The 20,668-nt window shown below is 64.8% G+C and carries 19 protein-coding genes; 12 read left to right on the top strand and 7 right to left on the bottom strand.

Annotation, left to right across the window (positions count from 1 at the left end; all coding sequences use genetic code 11):
* Positions 1 to 88 precede the first annotated feature (88 nt).
* The 4 genes from GN330_RS08580 (at position 89) to GN330_RS08565 (ending at position 3,627) form a co-directional block, all read left to right on the top strand.
* Positions 89 to 556 (top strand): peroxiredoxin, encoded by a 468-nt coding sequence (locus GN330_RS08580; RefSeq protein WP_156712276.1) that lies wholly within the window; start codon positions 89 to 91, stop codon positions 554 to 556.
* Positions 553 to 1,407 (top strand): ferritin-like domain-containing protein, encoded by an 855-nt coding sequence (locus GN330_RS08575; protein WP_343040461.1) that lies wholly within the window; start codon positions 553 to 555, stop codon positions 1,405 to 1,407. Before GN330_RS08580 ends, GN330_RS08575 begins: the two co-directional genes overlap by 4 nt.
* Positions 1,408 to 1,539: 132 nt before the next feature.
* Positions 1,540 to 2,808, top strand: a complete 1,269-nt coding sequence (locus GN330_RS08570) for a M23 family metallopeptidase (RefSeq protein WP_343040460.1) — start codon at positions 1,540 to 1,542, stop codon at positions 2,806 to 2,808.
* 225 nt (positions 2,809 to 3,033) lie between these two features.
* On the top strand, positions 3,034 to 3,627 hold the full coding sequence (locus tag GN330_RS08565) for a plasmid pRiA4b ORF-3 family protein (RefSeq protein WP_156712275.1): 594 nt from the start codon (positions 3,034 to 3,036) through the stop codon (positions 3,625 to 3,627).
* Between the two features lie 58 nt (positions 3,628 to 3,685).
* Here the strand turns inward: GN330_RS08565 and GN330_RS08560 are convergent, their stop codons facing one another.
* The 4 genes from GN330_RS08560 to GN330_RS08545 all read right to left on the bottom strand — a co-directional run bounded on the left by GN330_RS08560 (position 3,686) and on the right by GN330_RS08545 (position 8,823).
* Entirely contained in the window at positions 3,686 to 4,612 is a 927-nt protein-coding gene (locus GN330_RS08560; RefSeq protein ID WP_156712274.1) for a dimethyl sulfoxide reductase anchor subunit family protein, read from the bottom strand.
* Positions 4,613 to 5,383: a 4Fe-4S dicluster domain-containing protein gene (locus GN330_RS08555; RefSeq protein WP_156712273.1), complete on the bottom strand. Its 771-nt coding sequence runs from the start codon at positions 5,381 to 5,383 to the stop codon at positions 4,613 to 4,615.
* Positions 5,380 to 8,220 carry a molybdopterin oxidoreductase family protein gene (locus GN330_RS08550; protein WP_156712272.1) on the bottom strand — a complete coding sequence of 947 codons (2,841 nt, stop codon included), beginning with the start codon at positions 8,218 to 8,220 and terminating at the stop codon, positions 5,380 to 5,382. The genes GN330_RS08555 and GN330_RS08550 overlap by 4 nt, the downstream gene beginning before the upstream one ends.
* A 171-nt stretch (positions 8,221 to 8,391) precedes the next feature.
* Positions 8,392 to 8,823, bottom strand: coding sequence for a L,D-transpeptidase (locus tag GN330_RS08545; RefSeq protein WP_156712271.1), 432 nt, complete (start codon positions 8,821 to 8,823; stop codon positions 8,392 to 8,394).
* Between the two features lie 259 nt (positions 8,824 to 9,082).
* Here GN330_RS08545 and GN330_RS08540 point away from each other — a divergent pair, with 259 nt between their 5' ends.
* The 5 genes from GN330_RS08540 to mmsB all read left to right on the top strand — a co-directional run bounded on the left by GN330_RS08540 (position 9,083) and on the right by mmsB (position 12,858).
* Positions 9,083 to 9,514: a L,D-transpeptidase gene (locus GN330_RS08540; RefSeq protein ID WP_156712270.1), complete on the top strand. Its 432-nt coding sequence runs from the start codon at positions 9,083 to 9,085 to the stop codon at positions 9,512 to 9,514.
* A 141-nt stretch (positions 9,515 to 9,655) separates the two neighbouring features.
* Positions 9,656 to 10,084: a VOC family protein gene (locus GN330_RS08535; protein WP_156712269.1), complete on the top strand. Its 429-nt coding sequence runs from the start codon at positions 9,656 to 9,658 to the stop codon at positions 10,082 to 10,084.
* 4 nt (positions 10,085 to 10,088) lie between these two features.
* Complete coding sequence (locus GN330_RS08530) at positions 10,089 to 10,496, top strand: cupin domain-containing protein (protein WP_156712268.1); 408 nt, start codon at positions 10,089 to 10,091, stop codon at positions 10,494 to 10,496.
* A gap of 188 nt (positions 10,497 to 10,684) precedes the next feature.
* On the top strand, positions 10,685 to 11,860 hold the full coding sequence (locus tag GN330_RS08525; RefSeq protein ID WP_156712267.1) for an acyl-CoA dehydrogenase family protein: 1,176 nt from the start codon (positions 10,685 to 10,687) through the stop codon (positions 11,858 to 11,860).
* Between the two features lie 113 nt (positions 11,861 to 11,973).
* Positions 11,974 to 12,858: a 3-hydroxyisobutyrate dehydrogenase gene (mmsB, locus tag GN330_RS08520; RefSeq protein WP_156712266.1), complete on the top strand. Its 885-nt coding sequence runs from the start codon at positions 11,974 to 11,976 to the stop codon at positions 12,856 to 12,858.
* 342 nt (positions 12,859 to 13,200) lie between these two features.
* Here mmsB and GN330_RS08515 read toward each other — a convergent pair whose 3' ends face one another.
* The 3 genes from GN330_RS08515 to GN330_RS23455 all read right to left on the bottom strand — a co-directional run bounded on the left by GN330_RS08515 (position 13,201) and on the right by GN330_RS23455 (position 15,265).
* Positions 13,201 to 13,611: a carboxymuconolactone decarboxylase family protein gene (locus GN330_RS08515; protein ID WP_156712265.1), complete on the bottom strand. Its 411-nt coding sequence runs from the start codon at positions 13,609 to 13,611 to the stop codon at positions 13,201 to 13,203.
* A 98-nt stretch (positions 13,612 to 13,709) separates the two neighbouring features.
* Positions 13,710 to 15,089, bottom strand: a complete 1,380-nt coding sequence (locus tag GN330_RS08510) for an aspartate aminotransferase family protein (protein ID WP_156712264.1) — start codon at positions 15,087 to 15,089, stop codon at positions 13,710 to 13,712.
* A 50-nt stretch (positions 15,090 to 15,139) separates the two neighbouring features.
* Entirely contained in the window at positions 15,140 to 15,265 is a 126-nt protein-coding gene (locus GN330_RS23455) for a capsid protein (RefSeq protein WP_197435099.1), read from the bottom strand.
* A gap of 207 nt (positions 15,266 to 15,472) precedes the next feature.
* Here GN330_RS23455 and GN330_RS08505 point away from each other — a divergent pair, with 207 nt between their 5' ends.
* From GN330_RS08505 to GN330_RS08495, 3 genes are all read left to right on the top strand, one after another.
* Positions 15,473 to 17,053: a trimethylamine methyltransferase family protein gene (locus GN330_RS08505; protein WP_156712263.1), complete on the top strand. Its 1,581-nt coding sequence runs from the start codon at positions 15,473 to 15,475 to the stop codon at positions 17,051 to 17,053.
* Positions 17,054 to 17,194: 141 nt separating this feature from the next.
* The gene (locus GN330_RS08500; RefSeq protein WP_156712262.1) at positions 17,195 to 19,771 is read left to right on the top strand and encodes a GcvT family protein; all 2,577 of its coding nucleotides are present in this window, start codon (positions 17,195 to 17,197) and stop codon (positions 19,769 to 19,771) included.
* Positions 19,772 to 19,834: 63 nt separating this feature from the next.
* The gene (locus GN330_RS08495; RefSeq protein ID WP_156712261.1) at positions 19,835 to 20,593 is read left to right on the top strand and encodes an NYN domain-containing protein; all 759 of its coding nucleotides are present in this window, start codon (positions 19,835 to 19,837) and stop codon (positions 20,591 to 20,593) included.
* Positions 20,594 to 20,668 lie beyond the last annotated feature (75 nt).

Genomic DNA, 20,668 nt, shown 5'->3' with positions numbered 1-20,668 from the left:
CCGTCTCGCCCTCTTGGCATGGACGAATCCATGGATTGCATTATATGGCCTTCGCGAACCCGGTCACCGAGAAAGAAAGGACAAGTCCATGGCTCAGCCAGAAATCGGCCAGCAGGCACCCGACTTCGATCTGCCGCGCGATAGCGGCGGCTCGCTCAGGCTTTCGGACCTGCGTGGAAAGCCCGTCATTGTCTATTTCTACCCGAAGGACGACACGAGCGGCTGCACCACGGAAGGAAAGGATTTTTCCACGCTCCTGCCCGAATTCGAAAAAGCCGGTGCCACCGTCATCGGAATATCGCCGGATAGCGCAAAAAGTCATGACAAATTCAAGGCAAAGCACGGACTTTCGATCATTCTTGTCGCCGACGAAGACAAGAGCGCGATCGGGGATTACGGCGTGTGGGTCGAAAAGAGCATGTATGGGCGCAAGTTCATGGGCGTGGAACGCACCACCATCCTGATCGACAGGGACGGCCGTGTCGCGCGGGTCTGGAACAAGGTCAAGGTCGCCAACCACGCCGCCGCGGTGCTTGAGGCCACGAGAGCGCTGTGAGCCCGCCGGCCGCTGTGGCGAAGACTGCCGGTGACGACAGTTTCGACAGCCTCCGCGGCGGTTGCGTCGAGGCAGTTGCCGCGCCCGACCTCGACCGCAAGGTGGCGATTGTGCGCGCCGTGCACGCGCGCTGGTCGGCGCGTACCATGTCCCTCATGCGGCCGGGCGACCCGCCCGTTCCCGATCGTCCGGGACGGCCGGCCAAGCCGGAACTGGTTGATCCCCGCAGGGTCGCCAGGCGCACGCTGAACAGCCTGCGCGGCCGGATCGCCCTGATCCACGCGCTTGCCCATATCGAACTCAACGCCATCGACCTGGCGCTCGACATCGTCGCCCGTTTCGCGCCCGAACGCCCGCCGGCTAGCTTTTTCGACGGCTGGATGCAGGTCGCCTTCGAGGAGGCCAAGCATTTCTCGCTGCTGCGAGCGCGGCTGCGCGAACTGGGCGCCGACTATGGCGATCTGTCGGCGCATGGCGGCCTGTGGGAGGCCGCCCACCAGACCCGCAACGACCTTTATGCCAGGCTGGCGGTCGTGCCGCTGATCCTGGAGGCGCGCGGCCTCGACGTCACCCCGTCGCTGATCGACAAGATGACCGAGACCGGCGATCGCCAGACGGCCGCGATCCTCAATATCATCTACACCGACGAGAAGAAGCACGTCGCGATCGGGGCCAAATGGTTCCGATTTTATTGCGCCCGCGAGCGCACCGATCCCGCCCGGCGCTTCCGCGAGCTTGTACGGGCCAATTTTCGCGGCGACCTCAAGCCGCCCTTCAACGACCGCGCACGGGCCGAAGCCGGACTGACGCCGCTGTTTTATCGCTCCCTGACCGCGACATCGAACGCCTGAGCCGGTCTCGGGCGTAATTTGGGGACAGGACCGCCGGATTTTCCAGCTCCGGAGGGGCCCCGGGCAAAAGTTTATTAACCCTAATAATGTGTACTGGACGTGGAGTTTGAGCGCAGTCTGGATTTCGTATCAGTGACAGAACCACGCACGCCCCCGGTTTTCGGCAAACGCACGGAACCGCATACCGTCATCATCGCCCGTGGCGACCAGATACGCCATTTCACGGTCAGGCCATGGGTAGCCGCGCTTGCCGGCTCGGTCATCGCCGCCTTTGCCATCGGCTATCTGCTCGCCACCTCCTATCTGGTCCTGCGCGACGACCTGATCGGCGCCACGGTCGCGCGCCAGGCACGGCTTCAGCAGGCCTATGAGGACCGCATTTCGGCGCTGCGCGCGCAGGTCGACCGGATCACCAGCCGGCAGTTGCTCGATCAGCAATTGATGGAAAACAAGGTCGCGGAGCTTCTGGGACGCCAGGCCGAACTCACCGCCCGCGACGGAAGGCTGCGCCCCCTGCTCGAACGCGCCAGCGGCGAACGCCTTCCCAGGAGCGCGCCATTGCCGTCGCAGAAACCGGATCTGCGCGCCGATTTGTCGACAATGACGGGCTACGCGGCGGCGGCTGAAAAAACCGCCGCCGTCACCGCGCTCGACGGCTTCGCCGCCGCCGCACCCGACCCGTTGACGACCGGTTCGGTCGCCGACGAGGCGGATCGGATATTCGTCCAGATCAACCAGTCCTTGCGCCGGATCGAAACCCAGCAGATCACGCGCATCCGCGATCTCACCGAAAATGCCTACCAGACGGCCGAATCGATTTCCGACGCGCTCAAATCCGCGGGCCTTTCGCTCGACGCCAGCTATGGCGAAAGGGATGTCGGCGGGCCGTTGGTCTCATTCGAGGCGCCGGCGGCTTTCGAGGCCGAAGTGGTCGAGCTCGACGACGCGCTCAACACGCTCGACGCCATCAAGGCCGCGGCAAGACGGTTTCCGATCGGCAACCCCATGCCCGGCCAGCCCGTTACAAGCAGCTTCGGCGTGCGCAAGGACCCGCTCCTTGGCCGGCCGGCCCATCATAGCGGCATGGATTTTCGCGCCCGCACCGGCCATCCGGTACGTTCCACCGGCGCCGGCGTGGTCGTGAAGGCAGGATGGAACGGCGGCTATGGCCGCATGGTCGAGATCGACCATGGCGGCGGCCTGACCACACGTTACGCCCATATGAGCAAGGTGCTGGTCCGCAAGGGCGAAAAGATCGAAAGCGGCACCATCGTCGGCAAGGTCGGCAGTTCCGGCCGCTCGACCGGCCCGCACCTGCATTACGAAGTCAGGCGCAAAGGCGGCGCCATCAATCCGCTGCGCATGCTCAAGGCCGGCAAGAAGGTCCGCGAGTTTCTTTAGAATCTCCCCGGCGTTAAACGGACTCGTTGCGCCACCGGGATTTCGGGCGCCGGTTTGGCGGCTGTCTTCAAGCAGCAGGGGCACAAGCCTTCAAATGGCCCGCGATCCGGTCCACCGGCCCGTCCTTGCCTTTCCGATCCGGGGCCGCCAATTGAACGGCATAAGCAGTCCGATATCGACGCGCTACCGCCGTGAAATTACACTGCGCCTTGACAAAGGACGGTCATGCAGATCATCAAAATTGCCGTGACCTTGCGCGATGTCGCGCCCAAAGTCGCGCGCACGCTCGAAGTCCCCGCCGACATCCCGCTCGACCGCCTGCACCAGACGTTGCAAGCGGCATTCGGCTGGCAAAGTGCCCATCTCTACCAGTTCTGCATCGGCGAGCCGTACCAGTGGGAGGCCGAACGCTGGGTCATGCCGGATTACCTCGAAAGCGCGCAGGACCTGCCCGCGGATAAAACCACGCTCATCCAGGCCCTCGGCAAAGCCGGGGACGCTGGCCTGACCTATCTCTACGATTTCGGCGATGACTGGAACCACGATATCCATGCCGCCCCGCAGGCCGCCGCTGATCCCGACAAAACCTATCCGCGCCTGACCGAGATCGCGGGACATTGCCCGCCCGAGGACGTCGGCGGACCGCCCGGTTACGAGATGTTCGTTGAGGCCATGGCCGACACAAAGCATCCCGAACACAAAGAATTCAAGGCCTGGCACGGCGGACCGTTCAATCCCGCCAAGCCGGATGAAAAGACCCTCACCGCCAATGTCGCAAAACTCGCCAAACGCTGGGCGAAAAAGCGCACAACCTCGTAGCCTGGCAGGACCGCTGGTTCGACGCGGCAGACGCACCGCGCCACCGCCCCAGCCCGGTTCACCTGCCGTAATAGTTCATCACGCTGTGCCTCGCCTCGGCGAAAAACAGCCAGCGCTCCACGAGCATCCCGGTCGCGTAGGCCGCGAGCGCCAGAAAGGCGAAAACCGGCCAGCCAAGGCCGCCTTCGGCCGCAAACAGAGCCGATGCCGCAAGCAGGACGAACGGCACACCGCCGCCGAGACCGAAAGCGATGGCGGCCAGTTTTCGGGCATGCTTGCGCGCGATGCGAAAACCCATCTCGCGGGTGAGGTAGTTTTCCGTGACATGCGGCCGTTCGAGCAACCGCACCCGTCCGAGCGCGCCGAGCCCGGTCGCGGTCTCCGGTGTCGAGGTCGATGAAAGCGCGCGCAGGCGCCGGCGCCAGACGAGTTTCGTTCCCCAGGCAAGGACAAGCAGAACCAGCGCAAGCACGGCCGTCAGACCGGCATTTCCGCCGCCGAGCGCGGCAAAAAACGTCGCCAGCATCGCACCGCCTGCCCCGGCGAAGGCCAGGAAGGCGGCCGGCGTGAGCGGCGTGTGCCAGGCCTCCACGGTCCGCAAGGAGGCATAGATCATCGCCGTGCAATAGACGGTCACCGCACAGCCGAGCGAACCGGCCAGCCCGGCTGGCCAGGAATGACGGCCCTCGAAGATCACGAACCAGGCGGACAGGCAAAGCGGCACGAAACTTACGATCGCCAGCACGCCCTCGCGCGACAGCCAGCTCGATCGCCATTGCGACAAGGCGCGCCACGCGCGCTGCGGATTGCCGAGGTGCAGCGTCGACGACAACAGACCGACCGAGATCAGGCCGAGGGCAATCACATGCGCCGCCTTGGTGGCGAATGCGGCGGGATCGAGCAGACCGAATCCGAGAAAGAAGGCGAGCCCGTAACCAAGGCCCGAACTGGTGGTGAAAACGATGATCGACAATGCGGGATGCATTCAGATCTTCTCCAGCATGGTGTCGATCCAGGCGAAAAATCCGGTCGCGCCACCGGTGTCCTCGTCGGCGGCAGGCCCGGCTTGCCCACGCGAGGCGAGCGTGGTGCGCGGCCGCGGCGGCAGATATTTGTTGACAGGCCGCGTGCCCTGCTCCGGCATCAGATCGATGCCGCCGCGCGCGGCGACCATCTTGGAGACCTGCGAGGCGGGATCGCCGAGATCGCCGAAATGGCGCGCATTGGCCGGACATGTGCGCACGCAGGCCGGCACACGATCCTCCTCGTCAAAGGTCTCGTTGTAGATGCGGTCTACGCACAGCGTGCATTTCTTCATCACGCCGGCGGCCAGATCCATTTCGCGCGCGCCATAGGGGCACGCCCAGGCGCACAGCCCGCAGCCGATGCATTTGTCCTCGGCGACCAGCACGATACCGTCCTCGGCCCGTTTATAGGAGGCGCCGGTCGGACAGACCGTCACGCATGGCGCCTCCTCGCAATGCAGGCAGGATTTCGGGAAATGCACGATGCGCGCCTCGCCCGCCTCGCCGACCAGTTCTCCGCCTTCCGGCACGATCTCGAACGTGTGGATGCGGTTGAGCCAGGCGCCCGAGACATGTTCGCCATAAGGGTCCTGGTCCGACAATGCCGCGCCGTAGCCGCCGGTGTTCCACTCCTTGCAATTGACCACGCAGGCATGACAGCCGACGCAGATGTCGAGATCGATGACCAGACCGAGTTTGGTGGCGGAAGGCTGTGAAGGCAGCGCCGTCATGAGTTCCACTCCTGCCCGTATCGTAATTCGTCCGGTGCCTTGCCGTGCCGTTCGACGGCGCGAAATTGCGGCTCGGAACGCGCGCCCGGCTCGGCCTTCTCGATCCTGACGCGCAAATCGTACCAGGCCGCCTGGCCGGTGACCGGATCGGAATTCGACCATCGCAGCCCGTCGCCCTTCGGCGGCAGCAATTCATGGATCAGATGGTTGAGCAGAAAACCCTTCTTGGCTTCGGGCGCGTTCTCATGCAGCCCCCAGGCGCCCTTACGCTTGCCGATCGCGTTCCAGGTCCACACCGTCGCGCCGTTGACGGCCTCCATGCGAGCCACCTCGACCTTGATGCGCCCGTGCGGCGAGATCACCCAGGCCCAGTCGCCATCGACCAGCCCCGCCGCGTCGCAAACGGCACCCGGCACGTAGAGCGGGTTGGTGGTATGGATTTGCCGCAGCCAGGCATTCATCGAACCCCAGGAATGATACATCGCCGCCGGCCGCTGGGTGATGGCATGCAGCGGATAGCGCTCGCGGTCGATCGCCGCCTCCTCCAGCGGCCGGTACCAGCCCGGCAGCGGGTCGAAACTGTCCAGGATGCGGGCGCGGTGCGTTTCCGGCGCGAACGGTTCGCGCAGCCCTTCGGCGGAAAGTCGGAATTTTTGCAGGTTTTCCTGGTAAAGTTGAAAAATTACCGGCTGCGGTTGGTCGAAAAACCCCATTTTGACGGCAAAGTCCTGATAGGCGCGGTTGGCGTGCTTGAAATATAGCGCTTCGGCCGGAACGGGATGGACGAAGAACGAGCCGTTTTCGATATAGCGCTCGAGCTGGGCCGGGTTGATCGCGCCGCGCCCCACCCGGTCACCCGCCGTGCCGCGAAACCCGGCCAGCGGGCCGATGCCCGGCCGGCGCTCGTGGCGCACGATATAATCGGCGTAGTTGCGGTAAAGCGGCGTGCCGCGCGCGTCGACGAAACCCGGCAATTTCAACCGCGCGCCCAGATCGAGCAGCACCGACTGGAAACCGCGCACGTCCCGGTCGGGCTCGACCACCGGCCAGCGGATCGCGTCCTGGACCGCGTCCGGCTCGGAGATCGGCCTGTCGAGCATCGAAATGCAGTCATGCCGTTCCAGATAGGTCGTGTCGGGCAGGACCAGGTCGGCATAGGCCGTCATCTCGGAGGCATAGGCATCGGCGACGATGATGCGCGGGATGCGGTATTCGCCGGTCTCGCCGTCCTTGTCCTCCAGCATCTCGATGACGCCGGCGGTGTTCATCGACGAGTTCCAAGCCATGTTGGCCATATAGAGAAACAGCGTGTCGATCGGATAGGGATCGCCGGCATGGGCATTGGCGATCACCATGTGCATCAGACCATGCGCTGAAATCGGCGCGTCCCAGGAAAACGCCTTGTCGATGCGCGTCGGCTGCCCGTTCTCGTCGATCAGAAGATCCTCGGGCCCGCGCGGAAAGCCGAGATGCGGCCCGGCCAGCGGCTGCTCGGAGCCGAAATGCTCGGCCCGCCCATGCGGACGCGGATGCGCCTCGACCGGCTTGGGATAAGGCGGCTCGTAACGGAACCCGCCCGGACAGTCGATCGCCCCGATCAGCACCTGCAAAAGATGCAGCGCGCGCGCGGTCTGAAAGCCATTCGAGTGGGCCGAAATGCCGCGCATGGCGTGGAAGGAGACCGGCCGACCGACGAAACCGTCATGGCGTTCGCCATGCATGTCGGTCCAGGGCTGGTCGACGAAGACTTCCTCCTCGAAGGCGACCCGCGCGATCTCGGCGGCAAGCCCGCGGATCGTCTCGGCCGCGACCCCGGTTTCGGCGGCGACCGCATCGGGCGCGTAACCCGCGTCCAGATATTTTTCGGCCAGCAATTGGAAGGAGGGTCGCGCGAACCGCCCGTCGGCAAGCTCGTAGCGGCCCGAGAGCGCCGGGCGCGCGCCCTTGAGATCGTGGTGAACCGCCTGCTCGGTCACGGTTTCCCAGATCAGCGCCCGGCCCTCGCGGTCGCGCGCGAAAAGCCCGTGCTCGGCCGTGCCCGGCGCATCGACGACCAGCCACGGCGCGTTGGTGTAGCGCACCAGATAGTCGACATCGATCCGGCGCGTGCGCAATAATTCGTGGACCAGCGCCAGGATCAGAAGCCCGTCCGTGCCGGGACGAATGCCGATCCAGTTGTCGGCGATGGCCGAATAGCCGGTGCGCACCGGATTGACCGACACGAACCGCGCGCCACGGCTCTTCAGTTTGGAAATGCCGAGCTTGAGCGGGTTGGAATCGTGGTCTTCCGCGACCCCGAACAGGACGAAGAGCTTGGTACGTTCCCAGTCCGGCGCGCCGAATTCCCAGAACGCGCCGCCGATCGTCATGATGCCGGCCGCCGCCATGTTGACCGAGCAGAAACCGCCATGGGCGGCATAGTTGGGCGTGCCGAACTGCTGCGCCCAGAAACTGGTTAGCGCCTGGCTCTGGTCGCGGCCGGTGAAAAAGGCGAGCTTTTTCGGGTCCGTACGACGCACGGAACCCATCCACTCGGTGGCGAGCGCGAGCGCCTCCTCCCACGAAATACGCCTGAACTGGCCAGAGCCGCGCGGACCGCTTCGCAATAACGGCCCGTCGAGACGCGCCGGCGCGTAATGCTGCATAATGCCGGCCGACCCCTTGGCGCACAGCACGCCGCGATTGACCGGGTGATCGCGATTGCCTTCGATGTAGCGGATCCTGCCATCCTTGAGATGGACGTCGATGCCGCATCGGCAGGCGCACATATAGCAGGTGGTCTTGCGCACCTCGTCGCCGACCGGGTTGGACAGCGCAAGGCGTGGTTGAGGACTCATGGGCACTCCCTTTCACGCAAGTCTTATACAAGACTCAGGTACAAGGGAATGGACGACACCGGCACTTTTCACGACAAAGCCGACGATCCTGTGCGCGCCGCCAAAATCCTGACGAAAAGACGCCGCGCCGCCCGGCCGGCGACGCGGCGCGCGATCGGGGAGGATTGATCGTCAGTTCACCACGACGATGCGCGTATTGCCGGGACCCACCTGCTTGACCAGCGCGTAGAGTTTGGCCGCGTTGGCGGTGCGCAGGCGCACGCAGCCATGCGAGGCCGGCCTGCCAAGGCGATTAACGGCATTGGTGCCGTGGATGGCGTAGCCGCCGTGATAGAAGATCGAATAAGGCATCGGCGACATATCGTATTTGCGCGAATGCCACATCCGATGCATGCGGATCGGCCGGTACTGGCCGCGCGGCGTGACATAACCCCTACGCGCCGTCGACACCTTCCAGCGATAAATCACCCGGCCGTGCTTCTTGACCGTCATGGTCTGCGCCGACACGTCGACCGTCGCCACCAGGCTCGCTGCCAGGCCGCTCCCGCTTGCCGCCAGCACGACCGCCACGGCAGAAAGGACAGTCAGAACCAGTTTTTTCATCCGTTCAACCCCAAGCCACTTTACCCTGTTACCCAGCGTAAGGCGGTGCTCGTGAACGGTAAGTGAACAGTTTTACAGAGGCCGCCGGCGTGAAACCCTAGGATAGTCTCGGCACCTTGACGTAACGGCAACCTTGTGGACAAGCTGTGGACGAACCGGCGGCGGGGTCTGACGAAAAATTGAAGCGCCGATAACGGGAAGGAAACCCCAACCTGTTATAGGGTCTTGAAATTGTTCCTGTAAGGGCGGGGTCGAGTTCATGTTTCGCTATCTGTTTTCCTTGGTTTTTGTCGGTTTCCTCATGCTCGCCACGCCAGCGGACGCACACGCCGCTCGGCTGGAGGCGCGGGTCGACCTGTCGTCGCAGACGATGACGGTCGTGCACCGCGGTGTGGTGAAATATCGCTGGAAGGTGTCGACCGCACGGCGCGGCAAGGTGACGCCGGTCGGCACTTGGCGGGCCAAATGGCTGTCGCGCCACCACCGATCGAGCCGCTACAACAACGCGCCGATGCCTTATTCGATTTTCTACAGCGGCAACTACGCCATCCACGGCACCAATGCGGTAAAACGGCTTGGCCGCCCGGCCTCGGCCGGCTGCATCCGGCTGCATCCCTCCAACGCCGCGATCCTGTTCCGGCTGACCCAGCGCGAGGGGTTGAAGAACATGCGCGTGGTCGTGCGCCGCTGATTGCGGCCGGCCCGCCACTTGAAGGACAGCGGGGGATGCGGAACCGCCGCGCGTGACCGCCGGCCGAAGGTAACATTTCTTCAAGACCGACCGGCCGGCTTCTGCGATGGATGATGCCATCGCAACGCCAGGAGCACGGTCATGCAAACCTTCACCGCCATCGAAGCCCCGCGCATCTTTCCCGCCATGCGTTTTCGTGACGCTTCAAGAATGATCGATTGGCTATGCGAGGCCTTCGGCTTCACCGTGCACGCCAAATATATGGACGGCGCCACGGTCGTCCACGCCCAGCTTGCCTTCGGCTCGTCGATGATCATGTGCGGCGACATGCGCGACAGCGCCTATGGCGATCTGGTCGGCGCCCCCGACGGTGCCGGCGGCAAATCGCTCTATATCGCCGTAGACGACGTCGACGCCCTGTGCGCGCGGGCCGCCAAGGCCGGTGCCGAGATCGTCGAGGGGCCGGTCGAGCGCGACTATGGCAGCCGCGAGATCGTCTGCCGCGATCCCGAGGGCAATATCTGGGCTTTCGGCACTTATTGGCCGAAAGCCCACGAACCGGCGGAGTGAGGCGATGGAGGACACCACTGCCCTGCCGGCCGGCGCGGTCGTACTTGGCCCCGGCGAGGGCCGCGGCTACGACATGCCGACGATGCGCGCCGTCTTCAAGGCCGACGGCGTGGAGAGCGGCGGCCGCTTCAGCGCTTCGGAATGGTGGCTCGCCCCGCGAAGCGCGGGACCCGGCCCGCACAGCCATGCCGACAATGACGAAATTTTCTACGTCGTCGAGGGAACCGCCTCGATCCGGGTCGGCGACAACTGGATCGAGGCCGACAAGGGCACTTTCGTCCTTGTCCCTGCCGGCATCACGCATGATTTCGAAAACCGCGGCGATCGACGCGCGGGGCTGTTCAACCTGTTCCTGCCGGGCGGTTTCGAGCACAACATGCCGGCCATTCTCGCCTGGTACGCCCGCGCCTAAAGCCCATAGTCCGGTCGACATCCGGCCGCCGGTCGCTGCGTTGACTGCGCTGTTGCCGGCTTGGCCAGAATCCGCACCCCGGATGCGCGAATTCGCACATCGGATTGTCGACCGTCGAGTTGCGCGGGCTCCTCATTGGTCTAGATTGGCCTCTCAGGACGGGTGAACACCGTTTCCGGGAGGACCAGATGGACGCGATCGTCGACGCCGCCGCAGGCCAGTTCGAACTCAACCAGGACCAGCGCGCGATCCAGGAGATGGCGCAGAGCTTCGCCGCCGACAAGGTCGCCCCGCATGCGCTCGACTGGGACCGCGACGCGCATTTCCCCACCGACGTGGTGCGCGAGACCGGGCCACTTGGCTTCGGCGGCATTTACGTCGGCGACGATGTCGGCGGCTCCGCGCTCGGCCGCCTCGACGCGGTGCTGATTTTCGAGGCGCTGGCTCATGCCTGCCCCGGGTTTTCCTCCTTCATTTCCATCCACAACATGGCGGCATGGATGATCGACATGTTCGGCAATGACGAACAGCGGCAAAAATTCCTGCCACGGCTGTGCTCGATGGAATTGCTGGCCAGCTACTGCCTGACCGAGCCGGGCTCGGGTTCCGACGCCGCCGCGCTCAAGACCCGGGCCGCGCGCGCCGGCGGCAATGGCAGCGACTATGTGCTGAACGGCACCAAGCAGTTCATCTCCGGCGCCGGCGGCAACGACCTCTACGTGGTGATGGCGCGCACCGGCGAGGACGGCCCGAAGGGTGTGTCGACCTTCGTGGTCGAAAAGGGCACGCCGGGGCTTTCCTTCGGCAATGACGAGCGCAAAATGGGCTGGCACATGCAGGAGACACGCCAGGTCGTGTTCGAGGATTGCAAGGTGCCGGCCGAAAACCTGCTCTCCGGCGAAGGAGCCGGCTTCAAGATCGCCATGGCCGGGCTCGACGGCGGCCGGCTCAACATCGCCGCCTGCTCGCTCGGCGGCGCGCAGTCGGCGCTCGACAAGGCGCTCGCCTATGCCGGCGAACGCAAGGCATTCGGCAAGACGATCGACCAGTTCCAGGCGCTGCAGTTCAAGCTCGCCGACATGGAGACCGACCTGAACGCTGCCCGGCTTTTGCTCTACGCCGCCGCCTCCCGGCTCGACCGCAAGACCCACGATGCCTCGAAATGGTCGGCCATGGCCAAGCGTTTCGTCACCGATGCCGGCTTCGAGATCGCCAACGAGGCGCTGCAGATCCATGGCGGCTACGGATATCTGCACGAATACGGCGTCGAGAAGCTGGTGCGCGACCTGCGGGTTCACCAGATCCTCGAAGGCACCAACGAGATCATGCGCGTCATCATCGCCCGGCACCTGGTCGGCCGATAGCCGCCGGGCAGCCGCACCGGGCGGGCCCATAGCCTGCTTGCCGGGCGCGCGCTTGTGCGCGTTTCATCATCGACCGACTATCCGCATTTCGCATATCCGGAGGAGACCCCGACATGACCACCATCGCCTTCATCGGCCTCGGCAATATGGGCAACCCGATGGCCGCCAATCTCGTCAAGGCCGGTCATCAGGTCCGCGGCTACGACCTCGTGACCGACAATCTGGCGGTGGCCAAGGAAAACGGCGTCACGATCATGGCCAACGCGGCAGCCGCGGTGAAGGGCGCGGATGTGGTCGTCACCATGCTGCCGGCCGGCAAGCATGTGATTGCGGTCTACGAGGATGTAGTGCCCGGCGCGCGCGCGGGCACCTTGTTCATCGATTCCTCCACCATCGACGTGGACTCCGCCCGCAAGGCGCATGCGATCGCCGAAGAACACGGCATGCTGTCGGTCGACGCCCCGGTGTCGGGCGGCACGGCGGGCGCGGCCGCCGGCTCCCTGACCTTCATGGCCGGCGGTGCCGACGCCGCCTTCGCCGGCGCCGAGCCGATCCTGGAACCGATGGCCGGCCGCGTCGTGCATTGCGGCGGGCCCGGCGCCGGCCAGGCGGCCAAGATCTGCAACAATATGATACTCGGCATTTCGATGATCGGCGTGTCGGAGGCCTTCGTGCTCGCCGAAAAGCTCGGCCTGTCGCACCAGGCCCTGTTCGACGTCGCCTCGACCTCGTCGGGACAATGCTGGTCGATCACCTCCTATTGTCCCGTGCCCGGCCCCGTGCCGGCCTCGCCGGCCAACAAGGACTACAAACCCGGCTTCGCCGCAGCGCTGATGCTGAAGGATCTGCGCCTTGCCCAGGAGGCCGCCGCATCCGCCGGCGCCGTCACGCCGATGGGCGCGGAAGCCGCCCAGCTTTACGCGCTGTTCAACGCCCGGGGCCATGGCGGCGACGATTTCTCCGGCATCATCAATTTTCTGCGCGGCGACACCGATTGAGCCGCGCAAGCAGCGGCGATCGCCCCGCCACACCGTCCCGTCGTGCGATGCAATCCCGCGGCGGAAATTTTTCCAGGCGCCTTAACCGGAAAAAACACCGAATTTAGACTTGCTTAAGTGCTTGCTAACCGCGCGGTAACGATGTCGGGCTAGAACGGTTCACGAGGCGGTTGCGCAAGGCCGCCCTCCGCTCCGGATCAGGTCTCGCGTACCGGAGCTGTACGTTTCGCAAGCGTGTCAGTTGTCGCGAAATGCCTGCGTATCTCGCAAAACCGCGTTCTTCCAGGCCGGAAGAACGCGGTTTTCGCATGCCTCGTCCGTGCTTTGCCGGCCCGGCCTTCTTCAGCCCTTCGGCAAAAAAGCCGTGTCGACCGGCGGACGCAGCCCGTTGGCAAGCCGGTTGGTCTCGTTCGCCATGCCGACCACGGCGAGGAGCTCCATCAGCATCGCCTCGCTCATGCCCTTGGCGCGCGCGGCGGCCGTGTGCGAGTAGCTGCAATATTCGCAGCCATTGGTCGCCGACACCGCGACATAGATCAGTTCCTTGGTGAGCGGATCGAGCGCGCCGGGCGCCATCACCGCCTTCAGGCCTTCCCACACACGCTTCAGCTGCGCCGGGTCGTGCGCCAACACCTTCCAGAAATTGTTGATCCAGTCGGTTTTGCGGGTCGCCATGATGTCGTCATAGACGGCGCGAACCTCGGGCGATGCGTCCGCGTAGTCGATGGGTTTGACGATCGGCGGATTGGCCATGAAAAGTCTCCGTTGTCCACATTGGTCCCTCATCCGACCGTCCCGCGCGCTCCTCCCATAAGGGACGGCAGACCCGGACCGGGTCAGGAAACCTTTCCCTATGCGCCTTGCAAATCCCGCCTCGCCAGGTCGAGCGCCTTCGCGATCCGTTCGCAGGCCATATCGATCGTTTCCTTCGTCCAGATCAGCGGCGGCGACAGGATCATCGTGTCGTTGACGGCCCGCATCATCAGCCCATTGGCGATCGCGTGATCGCGGACGAGTCCGGCCGCGCGCCCGACCGGGTCGAAACGCGTCTTGGTCTTCTTGTCCTTGACGATCTCGACCGCCGCCAGCAAGCCGAAGCCGCGAACCTCGCCGACGAGGTCGTGATCGCCGAGTTTTTCCCTCAAAGCCTGGCCGAGATAAGGCCCGGTTTCGTCGCGCACCCGCTCGATCAACCCTTCCCGCTCGATAATCTCGAGATTCTTGAGCGCCACCGCGCAGGCGACCGGATGGCCGGAATAGGTGTAGCCGTGAAAAAATTCGCCGCCCTTCTCGACCAGGGCCGTGGCGATGCGGTCGCCGACCAGCAGCGCCGACAGCGGCTGGTAGCCGGAGGTGAGCGCCTTGGCGGTGGTGATCGTGTCCGGCTCGATGCCCATCGACTGGGCCGCGAACCAGGCGCCGGTGCGGCCGTACCCGGTGATCACCTCGTCGAGCATCAGCAAGACATCGTATTTGCGGCAGATGCGCTGGATCTCGGGCCAATAGCTCGCCGGCGGAATCTTGACCCCGCCCGCCCCCATCACCGGCTCGCCGATGAAGGCGGCGACTGTGTCCGGCCCGGCCTCCAGGATCGCCTCTTCGAGCGCGCGCGCCGCGCGCAGACCGAATTGTTCGTCGCTTTCGCCCGCCTCGGCCAGTTCGTAGGCATAAGGCGGCATGACGTGGACGATGTTTGGCACCGCGCCGTGCAACTGGTGGTGCATGGCCGCCATCCCGCCGAGCGACGTGCCGGCAATCGTCGAGCCGTGATAGGCCCAGTCGCGCGAAATCACCCGGTTCTTTTCCGGCCTGCCTTCCAGCGCCCAGTAATGACGCACCAGCCGCAGCGCGGTATCGTTGGCCTCCGAGCCCGACGAGCCGTAAAACACCTGGTTGAGCCCGTCGGGAGCGATTTCGGCCAGCTTTTTTGCCAGCAGCACCGGCGTCGGCGTCGAACAGCGGAAGAAGGAATTGTAGTAGGGCAGCTCCCTCATCTGCTCGAAGGCCGCCTCGGCGAGTTCGTCCCGGCCGTAGCCGACATTAACGCACCACAGCCCGGCCATGCCGTCAAGGATCTCGTTGCCGTCCATGTCGTAGACGAACGGCCCGTCGGCGCGGCTGACGATGCGGCTGCCGGCGGCACGCAAATCCTTGTGATCGGTGAACGGATGTAAATGGTGCGCGGCGTCGGCCTGGCGAAGCTGCGCAAGCGAATAATTCTGATAAGTCATGGCTTTGTCGTCCTTGCTTGAATCGATCCGGCAGAAAGCCGGTGGCGACTTCAGGCAAGGCCGGGTGGCGAATAGCCGATACGCGCGCACAGCCGCAAGAGCTCGGCGTGGCGCGTTCGGGGCGACGGCGTGATCGCCGCGCTCGCGTTCTGCAATTTCCAAGGCGCAGCCTGCATGATCGCTCAAGGATGCCCGAGATGGCGCGGGTCTTCAAGCGCCGCCACAGTCCTTAGCACCCGGCCGGAGCGGGCGATGTCGCATTTGTCTTACAAGCCAACCGCCGCCATGTCGCTTTGCTTGCCCTTCTGGTCGCCGCCCCCCCTATCGGTTAGGCGCGGATAGGCGACAATGCCCTCTACCGTGAAACAACGCCGGAGCGTCGCATGAGCCTTGAAACCCCGCCGCCCTCTCCCGCAGCGACCGGCGAGCGCGGGCGGCGCGGCGGGCGCTCGGGCAAGCGCGCGGGACATGCGGCGGCGGGCATCGAGCAGCCGCCCTTCCGTCAACGCACCATTCCTTTCCAGCCGACCGCGCTGCTGTCGGACGACGAACTCGAATCGATCCATCTCGCCTCGCTGGATGTGCTCAAGGAGATCGGCCTCGACGTGCTGCACGACGAGGCGCGCGCGCTGATGAAGAAGGCCGGCGCCGATGTCGCCCCGGGATCGGCGCGGGTGCGCTTCGACGCCGACATGATCATGGAGCATATGGCGCATTGTCCGCCGGAATTCACGCTGCACGCCCGCAATCCCGAACACAATGTCCGCTTCGGCGGCAACAACGTCATCTTTTCGCTGATGGCCTCGGCGCCCAATTGCTGCGACACCGATTCCGGTCGCAGGCCCGGCAACCAGGTCGATTATCGCAACCTGCTCAAGCTCGGTCAGCAGCACAACATCATCCAGTGCACGGGCGGGTATCCGGTCGAGCCGATCGACATTCATCCCTCGATCCGCCACCTCGAATGCATCCGCGACCTGGCGCTTTTGACCGACAAGGCGTTCCACATCTATTCGCTCGGCAAGGAGCGCAATCTCGACGGCATCGAGATCGCCCGCATCGCGCGCGGCGTCTCGCGCGAACAGCTCCTAGACGAGCCTTCAACCTTCACGATCATCAACACCAATTCGCCGCTCAAGCTCGACATCCCGATGATGGAAGGCATCATCCAGATGGCGGGCGCCGGCCAGGCGGTCATCGTCACGCCGTTCACGCTCGCCGGCGCGATGGCCCCGGTCACGGTCGCCGGCGCATTGGTGGAACAAAACGCCGAGGCGTTGGCCGGCCTCGCCTTCGCGCAGATGGTGAGGAAGGGAACGCCGGTCGGTTATGGCGGGTTCACCTCCAATGTCGACATGAAGTCGGGCGCGCCCGCCTTCGGCACGCCGGAATATATGAAAGCCCAGCTCGTCGGCGGCCAGCTCGCGCGGCGCTACAAGGTCCCCTACCGCACCTCCAATGTATGCGCGGCCAACACGGTCGACGCCCAGGCCGCCTATGAAAGTGTGTTTTCGCTGTGGGGCGCGATCCAAGGCGGCGGCAATCTTCTCATGCATGGCGCCGGCTGGCTCGAAGGCGGCCTGCAATGTTCCTACGAAAAGCTGATGCTCGACATCGAGCTTTTGCAGATGGTGGCCGAATTCATGACCCCGCTCGACCTGTCGGAGGACGCGCTCGGCGTCGACGCCATGCGCCAGGTCGGTCCGGGCGGGCATTTCTTCGGCACCCCGCACACCCAGTCGCGTTACAAGACCGCCTTCTACGCGCCGATCATCTCCGACTGGCGCAATTACGAAAACTGGCAGCTCGCCGGCAGCCCGACCGCAATCGAGCGCGCCAACACACTGTGGAAGGAACGGCTCGCCGCTTATGAAAAACCGCCGATAGACCCGGCAATCGAGGAGGAGATCAACGATTTCGTCGGCCGTCGCATCGCCGAGGGCGGCGCCCCGACGGATTTTTGAGGCGCGTATCGCCATGCCGAACCTCGCCGAAGCCCGCGTAGAGCGGGTGTCACTTCGAAAAGTCGCCTCCCACCATCGCGGCGTACGCCAGCATCATCCTTCCCGCCTGAATCATCCTGCGAGAAACACAGGACCAAGATCATGAAATCACACGTCAAAACGGTTGTGATCGGCGGCGGCGTCGTCGGCTGCTCGGTGCTCTACCACCTGGCACGGGCCGGCTGGACCGACGTGATGCTGATCGAGCGCTCGGAGCTCACCTCCGGCTCGTCCTGGCATGCCGCCGGCGGCTTCCACACGCTCAACGGCGATCCCAACGTGGCCCGGCTCCAGGCCTACACGGTCCAGCTCTACAAGGAGCTGGAAGAGCTGTCCGGCCAGTCCTGTTCGCTGCATCTGACCGGCGGCGTGATGATGGCCGACACACCCGAGCGGATGGATTTCCTGCGGCTCGCGCACGCCAAGGGCCGTTATCTCGGCATGGACACCGAACTGATCACGCCGTCGGAAGCCAAGGCGATGTTCCCGCTGATGGACGAGACGAATTTCGTCGGCGCGATGTGGGATCCGGTCGAAGGTCATCTCGATCCCTCCGGCACTACCCACGCCTATGCCAAGGCGGCCAAGAAACTCGGCGCCGAGATCGTGCTGAGAAACCGCGTCACCGAGCTGACCCAGGAAGCGGACGGCACCTGGAACGTGGTCACCGAACAGGGCACGGTGAAGGCCGAGCACGTCGTCAATTGCGGCGGGCTGTGGGCGCGCGAGGTCGGCCGCATGGTCGGGCTCGAACTGCCGCTGCTTGCCATGGAGCACATGTATCTGCTGACCGAGCCGATGCCCGAGGTCGAGGCGTTCAACCGCGCGACCGGGCGCGAAATGGTCGGCGTGCTCGACTTCAAGGGCGAGATCTATACCCGCCAGGAACGCAACGGCATCCTGCTCGGCACCTACGAAAAGGCCTGCAAACCGTGGTCGCCGCAGACCACGCCGTGGGAATTCGGCCACGAATTGCTGCAGCCCGATCTCGACCGCATCGCGCCGTCGCTGGAAATCGGCTTCAGGCATTTCCCCGGCATCGAAAAGGCCGGCATCAAGCAGGTCATCAACGGCCCCTTCACCTTCGCCCCCGACGGCAACCCGCTGGTCGGCCCGGTTCAGGGGCTGACCAATTATTGGGTGGCGTGCGCGGTCATGGCCGGGTTTTCGCAGGGCGGCGGCGTCGGGCTGGCCCTGTCGAACTGGATGGTAAACGGCGATCCGGGCTTCGACGTGTGGGGCATGGACGTCGCCCGCTTCGGCGAGTGGGCGAGCCTGCGCTACACCAACGCCAAAGTGCGCGAAAACTATTCCAGGCGCTTTTCGATCCGCTTTCCCAACGAGGAGCTGCCGGCCGCCCGCCCCGCGCAGACAACGCCGCTCTACGACGTGATGGTGCGCGACAACAACGCCGTCATGGGCGATTCCTGGGGGCTGGAGACACCGCTCTGGTTCGCGCCCGAGGGCACGGAAGCAAAAGATATCGTCTCCTTCCATCGCTCCAACGATTTCGAGCATGTCGGTCGCGAGGTGCGTGCCGTGCGCGAGCGTGTCGGCGTGACCGAGATCGCCAATTTCGCCAAGTACGAGGTCACCGGCCCGGGCGCGGAAGACTTTCTCAACCGGCTGATGACCAATCGCATGCCAAAAAGAGAGCGTCTGGTGCTGACCCCGATGCTCAACGAATTCGGCAGGCTGATCGGCGATTTCACCATCGCCAAGGCCGGCGACGAGCGTTTTATGATCTGGGGGTCCTCGGCCGCCGCCATCTACCACATGCGCTGGTTCGAAAAACACCTGCCCAGCGACGGGTCGGTGCGTATCCACCGCTTCGACCAGACCCTGGTCGGCCTGTCGATCGCCGGGCCGCGTGCCCGCGACGTGCTGCAAAAACTGGCCGACGAGGATGTCTCCAACGCGGCCTTCCGCTTCATGGATTTCCGCGAAATGGCGGTTGCCGGCGCGCCCTGCATGGTCAACCGCGTCACCTATACCGGCGATCTCGGTTACGAGATCTGGATGCCGCCGGCCTATGAACGCCTGGTTTATCAGGCGATCAAGGACGCCGGCGCGGACTACGGCATCGCCGATTTCGGCATGCGCGCTTTGTTGTCGATGCGGCTTGAAAAGAACTTTCCGACCTGGTTCCGCGAGCTCAGACCGATCTACGGGCCGTTCGAGGGCGCGATGGAGCGTTTCGTCAAGCTGGAAAAGAACGACTTCATCGGCCGCGACGCGGCCGCCAGGGAGCAGGAAGCCGGCCCCAAACTGCGGCGGGTCTCGATGATCATCGACGCGCTCGACGCCGACGTGATGGGCGACGAGCCGGTCTGGGCCCGCGTTAAAGGCAAGGATTTCGGCACGATCCAGCCGCCGCACGGCTACGGCGCGCCGCGTTTCGACGCCAGCGGCGCCGAGACCCGGCTCTCCAAGGCCGATCACGGCGCCTCTTCGGTGCGCGGCATCCACGACGGCGACTGGAGCGTGGTCGGCTGGGTGACGTCGGGCGGCTACGCCCATCATGTCGGGCTGTCGATGGCGCAGGCCTACGTACCGGCGGCACTCGCCGACCAGGAGAGCGAAAGCCTGTTCGAGATCGAGATTTTGGGCGAGCGGCGGCCGGCGCGCATCACGGTCGAGCCGCCGTTCGATCCCGGCGGCGACAAGATGAGGGGGTAGCGACGCGGGCGCATCTGGTGTCTGTTGCGCCTTCAAACCGGCCCCGACTCGACGGATACCAGCATGACCAACGACACCCGCTCGCCCCGCCTCGCCGTACTGATCGACGCCGACAACGCCTCGGCGCGCATCGCCGACGGCCTTTTCGACGAAATCGCCAAGATCGGCGAGGCCAGCGTGCGGCGCATCTATGGCGATTTTTCCGGCACACGCTCCAAGGGATGGGCCGACATCCTGGCCCGTCACGCCATCATTCCGCACCAGCAATTCGCCTACACGACCGGCAAGAACGCCTCCGACATCACGCTGGTGATCGACGCCATGGATTTGTTGCACAGCGGCCGGTTCGACGGTTTCTGCCTGGTGTCGTCCGACAGCGACTTCACCCGGCTCGCAGCCCGCATCCGCGAACAGGGCGTGGACGTCTACGGCTTCGGCGAGCGCAAGACGCCGGAAAGTTTCCGTCAAGCCTGCCGCCGCTTCATCTATACCGAAAACCTCTTGCCGGGCGCCGCCGCCAATCAGGAACCCGACGCCGAAAAGGCCAAGCCGCTGCAGCCGCCGAGCGCTGCGACCCCGATCATCACCAAGGTGATCGAGCAGATGGACAGCGACGACGGCTGGGTGCCGCTGGGCGCGGTGGGCACGCATCTGGCCAATCTGGCGTCCGATTTCGATCCCCGCACCTACGGGTTTCGCAAACTGTCCGACCTGGTGCGCAAGACCAACGCCTTCGAGATCGACCATCCCGAGGGCGGCGCGCTGCGCATCCGCATCAAGCCGGAAGGCAAGGCCGGCGGCGGGCGGGCAAAAAGGGCCTGAAGCGGCGGCACGCGGCAGACGTCCGCGCGATCGCACGCCGGCGCGCGAAGGTCCGAATCCGGGCAGTTCATGTCG

Source organism: Nitratireductor arenosus (assembly GCF_009742725.1).
Lineage (GTDB): Bacteria > Pseudomonadota > Alphaproteobacteria > Rhizobiales > Rhizobiaceae > Mangrovimarina > Mangrovimarina arenosa.
Note: the sequence above shows the minus strand (reverse complement) of the source record. Positions and strands in the feature narration are given on the sequence as shown.